The sequence below is a fragment of the Pseudomonas atacamensis genome, from assembly GCF_017167965.1.
GTDB classification, from domain to species: domain Bacteria; phylum Pseudomonadota; class Gammaproteobacteria; order Pseudomonadales; family Pseudomonadaceae; genus Aquipseudomonas; species Aquipseudomonas atacamensis.
Genome location: NZ_CP070503.1, coordinates 3,394,278 through 3,408,602 on the forward strand (window position 1 = coordinate 3,394,278; position 14,325 = coordinate 3,408,602).

Annotated in this window: 15 protein-coding genes; 1 reads left to right on the forward strand and 14 read right to left on the reverse strand. The window is 62.5% G+C overall.

Translation table 11 applies throughout. The features are described 5' to 3' along the window. Nucleotides 1–2 precede the first annotated feature (2 nt). The 14 genes from imuA to JWU58_RS15370 all read right to left on the reverse strand — a co-directional run bounded on the left by imuA (nt 3) and on the right by JWU58_RS15370 (nt 13,584). Entirely contained in the window at nt 3–620 is a 618-nt protein-coding gene (gene imuA / locus JWU58_RS15305; protein WP_024012713.1) for a translesion DNA synthesis-associated protein ImuA, read from the reverse strand. Continuing rightward, nucleotides 620–1,237, reverse strand: a complete 618-nt coding sequence (gene lexA / locus JWU58_RS15310; RefSeq protein ID WP_122507071.1) for a transcriptional repressor LexA — start codon at nt 1,235–1,237, stop codon at nt 620–622. Before lexA ends, imuA begins: the two co-directional genes overlap by 1 nt. Nucleotides 1,238–1,430: 193 nt before the next feature. Continuing rightward, nucleotides 1,431–1,709, reverse strand: coding sequence for a DUF971 domain-containing protein (locus tag JWU58_RS15315; protein WP_123442654.1), 279 nt, complete (start codon nt 1,707–1,709; stop codon nt 1,431–1,433). Beyond that, a complete protein-coding gene (locus tag JWU58_RS15320; protein WP_206420453.1) occupies nt 1,706–2,668 on the reverse strand; it encodes a HEAT repeat domain-containing protein in 963 nt (320 codons plus the stop codon). Before JWU58_RS15320 ends, JWU58_RS15315 begins: the two co-directional genes overlap by 4 nt. Beyond that, entirely contained in the window at nt 2,665–3,513 is an 849-nt protein-coding gene (locus tag JWU58_RS15325; protein WP_123442656.1) for an ABC transporter ATP-binding protein, read from the reverse strand. Before JWU58_RS15325 ends, JWU58_RS15320 begins: the two co-directional genes overlap by 4 nt. After that, nucleotides 3,513–4,292 (reverse strand): ABC transporter permease, encoded by a 780-nt coding sequence (locus JWU58_RS15330; RefSeq protein ID WP_206420454.1) that lies wholly within the window; start codon nt 4,290–4,292, stop codon nt 3,513–3,515. The genes JWU58_RS15325 and JWU58_RS15330 overlap by 1 nt, the downstream gene beginning before the upstream one ends. A gap of 215 nt (nt 4,293–4,507) precedes the next feature. Then, nucleotides 4,508–5,911: an ABC transporter substrate-binding protein gene (locus tag JWU58_RS15335; RefSeq protein WP_206420455.1), complete on the reverse strand. Its 1,404-nt coding sequence runs from the start codon at nt 5,909–5,911 to the stop codon at nt 4,508–4,510. Nucleotides 5,912–6,144: 233 nt separating this feature from the next. Beyond that, nucleotides 6,145–6,390 carry a 4Fe-4S dicluster domain-containing protein gene (locus JWU58_RS15340; RefSeq protein ID WP_003225615.1) on the reverse strand — a complete coding sequence of 82 codons (246 nt, stop codon included), beginning with the start codon at nt 6,388–6,390 and terminating at the stop codon, nt 6,145–6,147. Between the two features lie 27 nt (nt 6,391–6,417). Continuing rightward, the gene (locus JWU58_RS15345) at nt 6,418–8,148 is read right to left on the reverse strand and encodes a fumarate reductase/succinate dehydrogenase flavoprotein subunit (RefSeq protein WP_206420456.1); all 1,731 of its coding nucleotides are present in this window, start codon (nt 8,146–8,148) and stop codon (nt 6,418–6,420) included. After that, nucleotides 8,145–8,897 (reverse strand): GntR family transcriptional regulator, encoded by a 753-nt coding sequence (locus tag JWU58_RS15350; RefSeq protein WP_130887973.1) that lies wholly within the window; start codon nt 8,895–8,897, stop codon nt 8,145–8,147. The genes JWU58_RS15345 and JWU58_RS15350 overlap by 4 nt, the downstream gene beginning before the upstream one ends. A gap of 214 nt (nt 8,898–9,111) precedes the next feature. Beyond that, nucleotides 9,112–10,077, reverse strand: a complete 966-nt coding sequence (locus tag JWU58_RS15355; protein WP_206420457.1) for a Gfo/Idh/MocA family protein — start codon at nt 10,075–10,077, stop codon at nt 9,112–9,114. A gap of 9 nt (nt 10,078–10,086) precedes the next feature. Then, nucleotides 10,087–10,974, reverse strand: a complete 888-nt coding sequence (locus tag JWU58_RS15360; RefSeq protein WP_206420458.1) for a Dyp-type peroxidase — start codon at nt 10,972–10,974, stop codon at nt 10,087–10,089. A gap of 74 nt (nt 10,975–11,048) precedes the next feature. Next, nucleotides 11,049–11,786 carry a DUF72 domain-containing protein gene (locus tag JWU58_RS15365; protein WP_206420459.1) on the reverse strand — a complete coding sequence of 246 codons (738 nt, stop codon included), beginning with the start codon at nt 11,784–11,786 and terminating at the stop codon, nt 11,049–11,051. Between the two features lie 10 nt (nt 11,787–11,796). Beyond that, on the reverse strand, nt 11,797–13,584 hold the full coding sequence (locus JWU58_RS15370; RefSeq protein ID WP_206420460.1) for a thiamine pyrophosphate-requiring protein: 1,788 nt from the start codon (nt 13,582–13,584) through the stop codon (nt 11,797–11,799). Nucleotides 13,585–13,765: 181 nt separating this feature from the next. On the opposite strand from JWU58_RS15370, the gene JWU58_RS15375 reads away from it, so the two are divergent. Next, nucleotides 13,766–14,269: a cupin gene (locus tag JWU58_RS15375; RefSeq protein WP_206420461.1), complete on the forward strand. Its 504-nt coding sequence runs from the start codon at nt 13,766–13,768 to the stop codon at nt 14,267–14,269. Nucleotides 14,270–14,325: the final 56 nt, after the last annotated feature.

The following is a 14,325-nucleotide window of genomic DNA, read 5'->3' on the forward strand; positions in this document are numbered from 1 at the left end:
AATCAGTGCCCCACGGCAAAGGCAATCGGCGTAGCACGCGCCAGGCCGCCACGGCATTTGAGTACGCGTAGCTGCGCCGGTTTGGCATCGATGGCAATCCGTAACGCTGCCGGTGACGGGTTGACCGCTTCGCTCAACGGGCGCCAGGCAAAGGCCAGGGTCTGGCCGGTTTCCGCCGCTACCTGCAAACGCCGCAAGGCTCGGTCATCGGCCTTGTTCGGCCAGCACAGCACCGCGCCGCAACTGCCCGAGCGCAAACACTGCTCCGCCGCCCACAAGGCATCGCGTTCGCTGGCCTGAATCACCGACAACTGACGCAGATCGACTCCGGCATTGGCCCAGGCCTGCGGGTACGGCACGAACGGTGGCGCCACCAGCACGATGCGCTCACCCGCCGCCGACAATCGCGCCAGGGTTGGCCAGACCAGTTGCAACTCGCCGACACCGGGGCCGGCGAGAAGGATTTCGCTCAGCGCCGCTTCCGGCCAGCCGCCGCTGGGCAGAGCTGCGTCCAGTCCCGCATGCCCGGTCGGCTGCGGACTTGCCGCCGGTGGCGCAGGCCTGCCGCGCCAGACCTGGCCGCCATTGAACAGCGTATCCAACGCAACGACGGCGCCCATCAGCCTTGCCTCACCAGACCACAGAACACGCCTTCGATGGCCAGATCCTGATCATCACGCACGACAATCGGTTTGTACGCCGGGTTACGCGGCAGCAGGCGCACTTCATCCCCGACCCGTTCGAAGCGTTTGATGGTGACTTCACCGTCCAGACGCGCAACGACGATCTGGCCGTTCAGCGCCTCGGGATTGCGCCGTACACCGACCAGATCGCCGTCGAGGATGCCGTCTTCGATCATCGAGTCGCCCTGCACCCGCAGCATGTAATCCGGGGTGCGGGAGAACAGCGCCGGGTCGAGCAGCAAACGGTTATGGATATCGGCATCGGCGCCAATCGGCGCACCGGCAGCCACGCGACCGAGTACGGGGATCTCCAGCAGCTCCGGACGAGGTGGCTGACCGAGCAGGCGAATGCCCCGGGCCTGATGCGGATTGACCTCAATGAAACCGGCTTCGCTGAGCGCCAGCACATGCTTGCGCGCCACGCTGCGCGAGGCAAAACCAAAAGCCTCGCTGATTTCAGCGAGGCTTGGGGGCTGACCGTGCTCGGCGATGCGATCGCGGATAAAGGTCAGAATGGCGGTACGGCGGGGAGTGAGGTTCGTCATGGAGTACATTTGTACTCCTGTGGGAAATGCCTGACAAGAACCGCCAGTCGGCGCAAGCCGACGCAGGCAGCTGCCGAAGGCTGCGATCTGATCGTTCCCACGCTCCGCGTGGGAATGCCTCAAGGGACGCTCCGCGTCCAGTGACGCGGAGCGTCACGGGCTGCATTCCCACGCGGAGCGTGGGAACGATCATCGGATAAGGTCAGGAAGCCAGTTGCGCCAAGTACTCCCACGGGTAAATCCCGCGTTGATGGCCATCGCTGAACACCAGTTGCACGCCATACCCCTGCGGATTTACCTCGATCAGGCGCACGCGATCATCAACCAGCGGCGTGACGCCGCGCAGGCGAAATGCGCGGCATTGCGAGCATGGGCATTGCCGGCGCAGATCGGCATACGTGAGCAACGATTCGCGCCCGTCCGGCCAGCTCAGGCGCAGCGTGCGTGCACTCTGCGAGTTGCCCACCGACAGTGGGTTCATTGCAACTGACTCAACGCGATGCGCACGGCTTTGCGCACTTCCGGGTCGCCGTCGTACTGCGCTGCCTGCAACGCGGCCACGGCGCCGCGATCGTTCAATTCACCGAGGGCCAGCGCGGCTTCCTTGCGCAGATTGCTGATGCGGTGGCCGAGGGTGTCGACCAGCGCGTCCAGCGCCGGGACGAAGCGCAAGCGACCGAGGCTTCGGGTGGCGCGCAGGCGCACTTGCCAGTAATCATCGCTCAGCGCTTCGACCAAGGCCGGGCCGGCGTCGCTGTGGCCAACCTTGCCCAGCGTGGTCGCAGCTTCTTCGCGCACTTGCCAGGCAGGGTCGCGCAAAGCCTGGCGCAACGCTGGCAATACTTCGGCGCCACTGGCCAGACCCAGCGCACCCGTCGCGGCGCGACGCACTTCGGTGTCCGGGTCGTCGCTGGCCAGTTGCGCCAGAGCTGGCAGCGCGTCGAGCTGTTTGAGCCAGCCGAGCACGCCAACCGCTTCGCGCCGAACATGAGCATCGGCATCCTCCAACGCGGCGACGGCAGCCGGCGCGGCCTCGGCAAAGCGCAATTCTCGCAACGCCCGAAAGGCGGCGATGCGCACACTGACATCGGCATGTGCGGTCCACGGCAGAATGACCCGCCCCGCCGCCGCAGTCTTGAGCAGGCTCAGACTTTGCGCCGCCGCCGATTGCACGGCGGGCGCCGAATCCGTCAGCGCTTCGCACAAGGCTTGCACGACCGCTTCATCCTCCCACGCTTCAAGCAATCGTGCGGCTTCAGCGCGGACGTCCTCGGCGGGATCCTGCCGGAGTCGATCAACCAGCCAGAGCAAACCATCCGATTCCTCCAGATCAGCCAGATCAATCAGGGCAATGCGCCGCACGCCAGCGTCTTCAGCCGTCAGGCGCGGTTGCAGGGCGAGGATGTCTTCGTTGTCGGTCACAGCAAAAATAGAGGTCATAGGGCAAATCGCGGCAAAGGGTTTTCAGGAGGCAGGCCGAGCGGATTGAGGCGCGGCAGCGGTCGGTCGTTGTCGTGGCGCAGCAGGTCGAGGCAATGGCGTTTCAGGCGAGCGAACTCGGGGCTGGTCACCAGTTCGCTGGTGCGCGGGCGTGGAAAGTCCAGACGCAGGTCTTCGATGATTCGCCCTGGTCGCGCGCTCATTACCAGCAAGCGATCGGCTAGAAACAGCGCCTCTTCGATGTCATGGGTGACGAAAACCACGGTGGTGCGGATGCGCGTCCAGATGTCCAGCAGCAGTTCCTGCATGTTCAAGCGGGTCAGCGCATCGAGCGCGCCGAACGGCTCGTCCATCAGCAACAGGCGCGGGCGATTGACCAGCACCCGGGCAATCTCCACCCGCTGCTGCATGCCACCGGAAAGCTGATCGGGCCAGCGCTCGGCAAAGCCTTCGAGGCCGACCAGTTTGAGGATGTCGTCAGCGGCGAGACGGCGCTCAGTCTTGCCGACGCCGCGCATCTTCAGGCCGAAGGCGACGTTGTCGCGCACCGTACGCCAGGGGAACAGCGTGTGGTGCTGAAACACCATGCCGCGCTGCGGCGACGGGCCGGTCACCGCGCTGCCGTCGACTTTCAAGCTGCCGGTACTCCCATTCAAGTGCCCGGCCAGAGCGCCGAGCAAGGTCGACTTGCCGCATCCGGACGGGCCGAGAATGCACACGAACTGGCCGGGTTCGATCTGGCAATCGAGACCCTGCACCGCTTCGAAAGCTTCGCGGCCCTGGCCGAGGACGATGGACAACTGGCGAATGTCGATCCGCCCTTCCGGGGTTTGCATGACGCTCATCAGGCTTTGCCTCGTGGTCGATGCCAAGGCGTGAACAAGCTGCCCAGGCGTTTGATCAGCCAACTGCTGCCCATGCCCAACACGCCGATCAGGAGCATGCCGACGACAATGTCGGCGTAGTTCTGAATGGTGTAGGACTCCCATGTGTAGTAACCGATACCGAACTGCCCGGAGATCATTTCCGCCGTCACCAGGCAGAACCACGAAGTGCCCATGCCGATCGCCAGACCGGTAATGATGCTCGGCGCAGCGCCTGGCAGAATCACCTCCAGCAGAATCGCCCGACGCCCTGCTCCGAGGCTTTTTGCCGAGGCGATCAGGCGTGGATCGACACCTTCGACGCCGTGCACGGTGTTGAGCAGGATCGGGAACAGCGCGCCGGTGAAGGTGATAAAGACCATCGACAATTCCGAGGATGGAAACATCAGGATCGCCAGCGGAATCCACGCCACGGCGGGGATCGGGCGCAGGACCTCCAGTGGTGGCAGCAGAATGTCTTCGGCCCATTTCGACCGGCCGATGGCCAGGCCCAGGGCGATGCCGATGATCAACGCCGCCAAGTAACCGGCGAAGACCCGGCCGAGGCTGCTGCTCAAGTGCTGCCAGAGTTTGCCCGAGTCGCCCAGGCCCAGCGCAGCTTCGATCACCGCCAGTGGCGTCGGCACGTTGGCAAAGGTGACCAGGCCGAGGTTCCAGTGGTGGCTGGCGGCGAGTTGCCAGAAGAGCAGGCAGAGCAGCAGTGAGGCGGCTCTTGATGTCCAGCGCAACGGTGTTTTCATAGTCCGGTTTCCAGTTCGGGTTCTGTGTGATGGCCGAGATTTACCCCCTCACCCCAGCCCTCTCCCCCAGGGGGGCGAGGGGGAAAGGGAGCCGATTTGCGTGCTTTTCACGACCTGAGTTCGACTCGGTACTTCACGTCGGCGTATCTCTCAACAACAACTCGGTCAGTCCCCTCTCCCTCCGGGAGAGGGTTAGGGTGAGGGGCTTTTGATCTTCAGCGCGCAGCAACAACCTGCGCAGTGGCATCGCTGAAGTCGAACACCTTGCCACCCTGCGCCGCAGCGTATTGCTGGGCCTGGCCCTTGAGCAGAAATGCGCTGAGGCGGCCCTTGGCGTCGCTGGCAAACCACGCCTGTTCAGCGAGCAACTTGATCCCGCTGTCACTGGCCTGCGCATACACCGCACGAATGTTTTGGCCCTCCTGCTTCAACCCCGCCAACGCGGTGAACGCCGCTTCAGCCGAGCCATAACGGCGGACTTTTTCCTCGCCACGCACCCAGATCTCCGCGACATGGCTGACATCGGTGATGGCTTTGCCCGTCGCCGCATCCACACCCGGCAACGGCGTCTGCGCGTAGTTGGCCAGTTGCGCGGTGTAATCGAGCTTCGAAGCCTTGAACGCGGCGCGGATGTACTGGTCGTCGATGAAGCTGTTCAGGTCGAGCCCGCGATCGGCTTTCTTCAGCAGCTTCAGGGTATCGATGGCGGTACCGACGGCCTGGCGATATTCAGGTTTCCAGCTCAGGTCACGGGTCTGTACGCCGAGCGGGCCATGGAACAGGTAGTTGACCTCGGCATCGACCCCGGTGACTGTGGCGATCAGTTCGCTGTACTTCTCCGGTTCGGCGGCGAGCAGTTGGTTGGCTTCGATGCTCGCACGCAGGTAGGCGACGACGATTTCCGGGTACTTTTTGGCGTAGGCCTGATCCACCAGTGCGCCATGGAAAGTCGGCGCGTTGGCCTGGGCGCCGTCGTAGATCTTGCGGGCGAAACCACGGCTCGGGAACAGCTCGGCGAAGGGCACGAAATCGGCGTGGGCGTCGATCTTGCCGGCCTGCAATGCCGAGCCAGCGACTTCCGGTGGCTGGGCGATGATGTTGACATCCTTGAGCGGGTCCCAGCCCTGCTCTGCCACGGCGCGCAGCAACATGCCGTGAGCCGTCGAGGCGAACGGCACCGAAATGGTCTTGCCCTTGAGTTCGCTGAGGCTTTGCACCGACGAAGCGCTCGGCACGACGATGCCGTTGCCGCTGCCCTTGATGCTGCCCGACAGCACGCTGATGAACAGGCTGTGCTTGCCCGCCGTTTCGAATGCCACCCCGTTGAACGCACCGGGGAAATCGGCCATGGCACCGAAGTCGAGCTTGCCGGCGACCATCTCGTTGGTCAGCGGTGCGCCACTGGTGAAGTTTTTCCACTGCACGTCGTACTTCGCGTCTTTGTAGGCGCCATCGTGGGGCAGGTATTTTTCCAGCAGACCGAGTTCACGGATCAACAGGCCACCGGCGGCGCAATTGATAGTGGTGTCCTGGGTGCCGATGGCGATGCGGATGGTTTCGGCCGAGGCCGACAAGGTGAATGAAGCCAGGACCAGCCCAGCGAGTGCTGCACGCAACATGAGTGTTTCCCCTCGAATCATTGGTTTGAAGTTCGTCTCCGCCGCGATCAGGGCGCGGTGGGAAACGAGGGGTGTTTTGCACTTCAGCGTCCGGGGTTCACCGGATGGCTATTGGATAATCACAATTGCAATGTGGGAGCGAGCCTGCTCGCGAAGGCGGCGGGTCAGTCACCATCATTGTTGAATGAACGATTGCTTTCGCGAGCAGGCTCGCTCCCACAATGGATTTGGGGTCAACGCAACAAATAGGGGATGTCGACCTTCACCGCCCCCGTCGGGCAATCCTTCTCGCACGGCATGCAGTACCAGCATTCATCGAACGCCATGTAGGCCTTTTGCGTGGCCGGGTTGATCGCCAGCAGGTCCATCGGGCAGACGTCTACGCACACCGTGCAGCCCTTTTCGGCGATGCATTTGTCCTCGTCGACGGTGACCGGCGCGTTGGAGCGGAAGAAGATTTCCTGAGCTTGGTAAGCCATGGTTCGGACTCTCTGAAAAATGATGTCTCAAGCGGCGAAGGCGCCGACCCGCAGGCGGTCGTAAGCCTGCATTTCCTCGGCGTCGAGCGGGATGATGTAGGGCTCGACGGCCTTCTTGAAACTGGTCATGCGCCCGTCCTCGCCTTTCTTCAGATGGCAGTGGCAGAACCACTCGGCGTCGTTGCGTTGCGGGTGATCGACGCGATAGTGGTACAGGCCCCAGCGGCTTTCGGCGCGGAACAACGACGCGCGGGCGGCCATTTCGGCACAGTCGCGGATCACGCTGGTTTCCATCGCTCGCATCAGTTCGTGAGCGTTGTTGGCCTTCATCTGCTCGAGATCGCGCTCGATGTCGCTGACGCGCTGCAGGCCGATCTGCATTTTTTTGGTCACTTTCGGCGGTTGCAGGTAGTCGTTGACGAAGCGCCGCAGCTTGTATTCGACCTGCGCCGGCGGCAGACCGTCCTGGCGATCGAGCGGCGCGTAGACCCGGGCTTTCTCCTTGGCGATCTGCTCGCTGTCCAGTGCGGAAAACTCGCGGCCGGCAACAAAGTCCGCGGCGTTGTGCCCGGCGAACCAGCCGTAAGTGAACGCGCCGAGCATGTAATTGTGCGGCACCGCAGCCATGTCTCCCGCCGAGTACAAGCCCTTGACCGAAGTCTCGGCACGCTCGTTGACCCACACGCCGGACGCCGAGTGGCCGCTGCAAAAACCGATTTCCGAAATGTGCATTTCGACCATCTGCGTGCGGTAGTCGGTGCCACGGTTGGCGTGGAACTGGCCACGGCTCGGGCGCTCGTTGCTGTGCAGGATTTCCTCGATGTTCTGGATGGTTTCCTCGGCCAAGTGATCGAGTTTGAGGAACACCGGACCGTTGCCGCTTTCCAGTTCCTGGTGAAATTCCCACATCATCTGCCCGCTCCAGTAGTCGCACTCGATGAAGCGTTCGCCCTTGTTGTTGGCGGTGTAGCCACCCAGCGGGCCGGTGACGTACGCGCAGGCCGGGCCGTTGTAATCCTTGATCAACGGGTTGATCTGGAAGCACTCGAGATTGGCCAGTTCGGCGCCGGCGTGATAGGCCATCGCGTAGCCGTCACCGGCATTGGTCGGGTTTTCGTAGGTGCCCATCAGGTAGCCCGACGACGGCAGACCAAGGCGTCCGGCCGCGCCGCAGGCGAGAATCACCGCTTTGGCCTTGATCACATGGAAGTCGGCGGTGCGGCAATCGAAGCCCATCACACCGTTGACCGCGCCCTCCTCGTCGGTCAGCAAACGCGTGCAGACCAGGCGATTGGTGATGCTCACCCGCGCACGTTTCAACTGCCGATACAGGACTTTCTTGATGTCGTGCCCTTCTGGCATCGGCAGCACATAGGCGCCCATGTGGTGGACCTTTTTCACCGCGTAGTCACCGGTTTCGTCCTTCTCGAACTTCACGCCCCAGCGGTCGAGTTGTTCGATGGTTTCAAAACTGTGCGTCGCATAGGCGTAGACCGCCGCCTGATTGACGATGCCGTCATTGGCGATGGTGATTTCCTTGGTGTACTGCTCCGGTGTCGAGTGGCCGGGAATGATCGCGTTGTTCAGGCCATCCATGCCCATGCTGATCGCGCCGCTGCGCTTGACATTGGCCTTGTCGACCAGCAACACGCGCAAATCGCGGTTCTTCTCCTTGGCCTTGATCGCCGCCATCGGCCCGGCCGTACCGCCGCCAATCACGACGATGTCGTATTCCTGTTCTAGAACGTTGCGGGTCATGCCTGCTCCCCTTTTTGCCGGTCGATCCGCAGGCGGTACTGGAATGCATCGCCACGGTAGTAAAGGTGTTCGAAGTCCAGCGGCTGGCCCTGTGCGTCGTGGGTCAGACGTTCGATGCGCATGATTGGCGAACCGGCTTCGACGTTGAGCGCCTGGGTCAGGTCGCTGTCAGCCAGCACTGCGTCAATGGCCAGATCGGCGTGGCCGAGGGCGATGCCGCAGTCGTTTTCGAGGATCAGAAAGATGTCGCGAGTGACCAGATCCGCCTTCTCCAGTCGCTCGCCGACCGTTTTAGGCAGGTAGGTGATTTCCAGCGAGATCGGCTCGCGGTTGATCAGGCGCACGCGTTTGATCTGCGCGACGATTTCACCTTCGGCCACCTGCAGACGCTCGGCGACACGCTTGTCGGCCGGAATGAATTTGAAACTGCGCAGTCGGTTGATCACTTCATAACCGCGCCCGGTCATCGACTCGGCGAGGCCTTGCAGGCTGCTGACGTTCTGAAAGGTTTTCGGCTTGGCGACAAAGGTGCCCTTGCCATGGATCTTGAAGATCAGCCCTTCCTTTTGCAGATCACCGAGTGCCTGGCGCACGGTGATGCGGCTGACTTTGAACAGCGCACCCAGTTCGCTTTCGGAAGGCATCTGACTGTCTTGCGGGTATTCACCGTCGAGAATCCGCGCACGGAGCACGTCGCGCAGTTGGGTGTGCAGCGGAACGCTACTGAGGGAGAGAACGTTATCGGTCATCGCCGGATCACTTGTTATAACGAGTTATGACGTGATCTTAGAGACGTTATGGCGAGGTTGAGAAATATTGTTTGGGCATAACCTTAGATGCGCGTTGCGCCGGAAGACCTGTGGGAGCGAGCCTGCTCGCGAAAGCATTCTGTCAGTCAATACCTCCGTGACTGACACACCGCTTTCGCGAGCAGGCTCGCTCCCACAGGGGATCGTGAGCTATTCAGCGTTTGAGGATCTCGTCCATTACCCAATCGGTCTTGACGGCTTGCTCGGCCACGGCGGGATGCTGTGAATCACCCCGAATATGCGCATTCATCCCCAGCACGTGATGCCACTGAATATGCTGGTGATGAGCGATCTCCAGGCTGATCTGCTCATCGGCATCCAGCTGCACCGGATGCTCGTCAAACACCGAAAACCCGATGCGCCCTTTGCTGCCGATGATCTCGACCCGATCTTCACGCCGGTCCGCAACAAAGTTCCAGCAGCCCATGCCCAGCGCTCCGGAGGCGAACCGCCAGGTGGCGCTGACCGCATCTTCCGCCGCGTACAGACCCGCCTGACGCGCGGTGAAACCGGCGACTTCAACGATGTCGCCAAGCAGATACTGGAACAAGTCCAAGCCATGGCTGGCCAGGTCGGCAAAGTAGCCGCCGCCAGCCACCGCCGGGTCGGTGCGCCAATTATCGCGACCCTCAAGATCAGCCGGCGACGGCGCTTTGGTCAGCGTCCAGCTCAGATGGCGGACATCGCCGATGCGACCCTCCTCCAGCCATTGCCGCACCTGAGCGAAGCGCGGCAGCGAGCGGCGGTAATAGGAGACGAACAAGTGCAGACCGGCAGCAGCAAACGCTTGCTGCATCTCGCGGCTTTGCCCGGCGTTGAGTGCCATGGGCTTTTCCACGCAGCAATGCTTGCCGGCGGCGGCGACTTTCAGGCTGTAGGCATGGTGGCTGTCGGGCGGCGTGGCGATGTACACCGCGTCCACCTCGGGATCGTTGATCAGCGCATCGACATCGGTGTAGACGCGACTAATGCCGTGGCGCGCAGCGTAGTCGGTCACCGCTTCGAGGCGACGACCCATCACCGCAATCAGCGCCGAACCGGGCGCCTTGTAGAAAGCCGGCCCGCTCTTGCGTTCAGCGACACTGCCGCAACCGATCATGCCCCAGCGCACCACGTTCATATGCAGTCCTCAGCCGATGCGCAGCGCGCGCAGATCAAGGCGTCCGTCCTTGAGCGGCGGGCACCAGTAGTAGCCGCCGGTGATTGGCCGGCTGATCTGGTACAAGCCATCGGCAATACCGTCCACCAGGCCGCTCATGCGCCGCAGCTGTGCCTCGAAGGCATCCAGCGAAAAGCCGAAGGCGAGGAACATCAAACCGGCACGATCGCCTTCAATCCATGGCATCGAGCGGCGCACGACGAAGGCTTCCGGCGCGAAGCTCTCTTGCGCGGTGCGTTTGACGTGGGCGGAGATCGGCGCGTCGTCGATTTCTTCGTTATCGCTCAAGCGCCGTCCCATGATGTCGTCCTTGGCCCCTGCAGACAGGCGATGAAAACCCTTGAGGTCGTGCTGCCACTGCTGGATCGCGGCGAAGCTGCCACCGACCAGCCCGTCCGCGCCACTGCTTAGCAGTGCGGCGGCGACAGCGGCATCATCGTGCGGGTTTTCCGTGCCGTCTTCGTAACCGGTGAGGTCGTGGCCCTCCATGTGGCGGAAGGCTTCCTGCATCTCGACCAGACGCAAGGCCGGGGCCAGCGCGGCTTCGATAGCGTTGCAGCGGTTGAGCAGTTCACCACGGTCGACACCGTGCAGCCAGATCCACAGGGCATGCTGGGTCGACGGGTTGTTCACGCCAACGCCGGTCAGCGCCGGGAAGCTGCGCAGGCCGGCGATTTCGACATTCAGCGCCTTGGTCAACGACTCACCAAAGCCAACCACCGCCGACTTGCCATCCACCAGCATCAGCAGGCTGTCGATCGCTTGCGGCAAGGCTTCAACCGACGCCAGGGCGAAAAACAGATGACGTGCTTGCGCAGGAACAGGGGTAGCGAGAATGCCCGGCTGGTAGTAACTCATGTGAACTCCTTGAAAAAGTGCGCGGAGTTTACCTGTAGCCGGATCGTTTGTGTGGGTGGCGAGAGCGTCGTCGTTCATCGTTCAACGCCTTCGATCAACGCCTTCAAAGCCAGCGCATCGGCGGTGGCGGCACCGCTGGCGGTGTTGTCGCAGATGCACCAGATGTCTCTGCCGTCGGCCTTCGCGCGCCGCAGGTTCTGAGCAAGCTGTTGCAGATAGGCCGCTTCATAAGCGCTGTGATAAATCCGTGGCGAGCCGTGCAGGCGCCAATACTGCAGGCCTTGCCAGCCACCCGGCGCGGTGTCGCTGCTGATCCGCGAGGGATCGACCACCGCCTGGGAAATCTGCAGCTCCACCAGCATTGCCTCAGCCTCAGTCCACGATTCGTGTCGCGGTTCCAGCACCACGCGGCCCGTGAACCGCTCGCGCAGGGCATGAAAAAACGCCTCGGCCACCGGCGCATCGAAGGCAAGTTTTGGTGGCAGTTGCACCAGCAGGCAGCCGAGTCGATCACCCAAGCCCTGGCACTGGCCGAAAAACTCATCGAGCGCGGCCGCGCTGTCCGCCAGCCGCTGTTCATGAGTGATGAGCTTCGGCACTTTCACTGCGAAGCGAAAGTCCGACGCCACCGATTCGGCCCAGCGTTCGTAGGTCTGACGCCGATGCGGGCGATAGAACGAGCTGTTGATTTCCACACAGTTGAAGCGCGCGGCGTAGCGTTGCAGGTGCGTGCCTTCGGCGGGGAATGCCGGCCAGTGCTCGCGTCCGAGACTCCAGCCGGCGCAACCGATGTAGATGGTTGACTCGTTCAAGCGCACACCGTCATTTCTTCCCGGGCAACACGGCGCCCAACACCTGCTTGGCGGTCTGCACGATCACCCCGGCTTCGTCCGGATCGCCCTTGAGCAGGGTCGTGGCGAATTTCTTCGCTTGCTCAAGCTTGATGTGCGGTGGCAGCGGCGGCACGTTCGGGTCGGTCTTGAACTCGATCAGCACCGGCACTTCCGAGGCGAGCGCCTGTTCCCACGCAGCGGCGACCTCTTCTTCACGATCAACGAAAATGCCCTTGAGGCCGATGGAAATCGCGAACAGGTGATACGGCACGTCCGGGATGCTCTGCGACGCTTCGAACTTCGGATCGCCCTCCATCACCCGCTGCTCCCAGGTGACCTGATTGAGGTCTTCATTGTTGAACACCGCGCAGATCCATTTCGGGCTCTGCCATTGCCGCCAGTATTTGGCGACGGTGATCAGCTCGGCCATGTTGTTCATCTGCATCGCGCCGTCGCCGACCAAGGCAATGACCGGGCGTTCCGGGTAAGCAAACTTCGCCGCGATCGCATAGGGTACCGCCGCGCCCATCGAGGCCAGGCCACCGGACAACGAGCATTTCATGCCGCGACGGATTTTCAGGTCACGGGCGAACCAGTTGGCGCAGGAGCCGGAGTCGCTGGTGATGATTGCCTTCTCAGGCAAGCGCGGTGACAACTCGTAGACCACTCGTTGCGGATTGACCGGATCGGCTTTGGCCATGGCGCGTTTTTCCAGGGTTTTCTCCCAGCTGCTGCGCCAGCCTTCGATCTTCTTGCGCCATTTGTTCGAGGTTTTCTGTTCCAGCAAGGGCAGCAACGCGGCGAGGGTTTCCACTGAATCGCCGACCAGATTGACCTCCATCGGATAACGCAGGCTGAGCATGTCCGGCTGCAAGTCGATCTGCACGCCGCGCGCCTGGCCTTCCTTAGGCAGAAACTCGGAATACGGGAAGCCCGAACCGATCATCAGCAAGGTGTCGCACTCGCTCATCAGCTTGTAGCTGGGCTCGGTGCCGAGCAGGCCGATGCTGCCGGTGACCCACTGCAAATCGTCAGGCAATGCCGCTTTTCCCAGCAAGGCTTTAGCGACACCAGCACCGAGTTTTTCCGCCACGGCGATGACCAGATCGGTCGCCTCCAGCGCGCCGGCACCGACCAGAATCGCGACTTTCTCGCCGCTGTTCAGTACCTCGGCGGCGCGTTGCAGATCGGCTGCATAAGGAACGACTTTCGGCTTGCTGTAGCCGACGCCGGAATGCGCGGTGCCATGGGCGCGCGCCGGTTGTTCGTAAGGCAGATCCTGCAAGTCATTGGGCAGAATCAGCGCGGTGACGCGGCGCTCGCCGACAGCGGTACGCACCGCGCGATCAAGCAGATGGCGCACTTGCGATGGCGCCGAGGCTTGCTGCACAAACGCACCGGCGACATCCTTGAACATCGACACCAGGTCCAGCTCCTGCTGGTAGTGACTGCCCAGCGCCGTGCGCGCCTGCTGGCCGACGATGGCCAGCACCGGCATGTGGTCCATGCGCGCATCGTAGAGGCCGGTTATCAGGTGCGAAGCGCCGGGGCCGGAAGTAGCGATGCACACGCCCAGTTCGCCGGTGAACTTGGCGTGGGCCGAGGCCATGAACGCGGCCATTTCCTCGTGCCGTGCCTGAACGAATTCGATCTTGCCTTTGGCCCGGCTCATGGCGCCGAACACGCCGTTGATGCCATCCCCCGGATAACCAAAAATTCGCGTGACGCCCCATTCGCTGAGCCGCTCAACCAGAAAATCACCTACTGTCATCGTCATCTTGACCCTCGCCATTTACCGCTGCATGGACATGTAAGGGTCTGGACAGTGCTCTGCGCGATGAAGTTTCGATGGATTTTCTTGGCATGAACTTCGGCGCCGTGTTTGCGCGGCAATGATTTTTTGAGGCGATTGCCCTGCGCTGCGGTCGACTGATAAATCGAGCGAAGGAGGATTGGCCATGACTGAAGTGCAAACCCTGCTGCTGGAACGCAATGACTGGGTGCCGAACAATTCGCGTTTGCCGGTGCTGATCTACCGCCGCGCGTTGGCCATCGAAGGCGACGATCCGGCCGCGCGCTTCGAGCAGACGTTCGGTGCCAATGGCTGGCCGGCGCAGTGGCGCTACGGCATTTATGACTATCACCACTATCACACTGAAGGCCACGAAGTGCTTGGCGTGGCGGCCGGTCAGGCGCGGTTGATGTTGGGCGGGCCTGACGGCCAAGTCGTCGACGTCAGCGCCGGTGATGTGCTGTTGCTGCCGGCCGGGACCGGGCACTGCAATCTGGGCTCGAGCGAGGACTTTCTGGTGGTCGGTGCTTATCCGCCGGGGCAGCAGGCGGATATTTGCCGGGCCGCGCCGAGTGATGCGCAGTTGGCGCAGATCGCGGGGCTGCCGTTTCCTGAGACAGATCCGGTGCAGGGAGTCGAGGGTGCGGTTGGGCGGTATTGGAGCCATTAGGCGCGGCGACCCCTGCCGACGCTTTCGCGAGCAGGCTCGCTCCCACGGGAGATTTG

What these genes read in the sequence shown, in the direction of transcription:
- imuA (WP_024012713.1), bottom strand. Translation starts at nt 620, where the DNA reads ATGGGCGCCGTCGTTGCGTTGGATACGCTGTTCAATGGCGGCCAGGTC.
- lexA (WP_122507071.1), bottom strand. Translation starts at nt 1,237, where the DNA reads ATGTACTCCATGACGAACCTCACTCCCCGCCGTACCGCCATTCTGACC.
- JWU58_RS15315 (WP_123442654.1), bottom strand. Translation starts at nt 1,709, where the DNA reads ATGAACCCACTGTCGGTGGGCAACTCGCAGAGTGCACGCACGCTGCGC.
- JWU58_RS15320 (WP_206420453.1), bottom strand. Translation starts at nt 2,668, where the DNA reads ATGACCTCTATTTTTGCTGTGACCGACAACGAAGACATCCTCGCCCTG.
- JWU58_RS15325 (WP_123442656.1), bottom strand. Translation starts at nt 3,513, where the DNA reads ATGAGCGTCATGCAAACCCCGGAAGGGCGGATCGACATTCGCCAGTTG.
- JWU58_RS15330 (WP_206420454.1), bottom strand. Translation starts at nt 4,292, where the DNA reads ATGAAAACACCGTTGCGCTGGACATCAAGAGCCGCCTCACTGCTGCTC.
- JWU58_RS15335 (WP_206420455.1), bottom strand. Translation starts at nt 5,911, where the DNA reads ATGTTGCGTGCAGCACTCGCTGGGCTGGTCCTGGCTTCATTCACCTTG.
- JWU58_RS15340 (WP_003225615.1), bottom strand. Translation starts at nt 6,390, where the DNA reads ATGGCTTACCAAGCTCAGGAAATCTTCTTCCGCTCCAACGCGCCGGTC.
- JWU58_RS15345 (WP_206420456.1), bottom strand. Translation starts at nt 8,148, where the DNA reads ATGACCCGCAACGTTCTAGAACAGGAATACGACATCGTCGTGATTGGC.
- JWU58_RS15350 (WP_130887973.1), bottom strand. Translation starts at nt 8,897, where the DNA reads ATGACCGATAACGTTCTCTCCCTCAGTAGCGTTCCGCTGCACACCCAA.
- JWU58_RS15355 (WP_206420457.1), bottom strand. Translation starts at nt 10,077, where the DNA reads ATGAACGTGGTGCGCTGGGGCATGATCGGTTGCGGCAGTGTCGCTGAA.
- JWU58_RS15360 (WP_206420458.1), bottom strand. Translation starts at nt 10,974, where the DNA reads ATGAGTTACTACCAGCCGGGCATTCTCGCTACCCCTGTTCCTGCGCAA.
- JWU58_RS15370 (WP_206420460.1), bottom strand. Translation starts at nt 13,584, where the DNA reads ATGACGATGACAGTAGGTGATTTTCTGGTTGAGCGGCTCAGCGAATGG.
- JWU58_RS15375 (WP_206420461.1), top strand. Translation starts at nt 13,766, where the DNA reads ATGACTGAAGTGCAAACCCTGCTGCTGGAACGCAATGACTGGGTGCCG.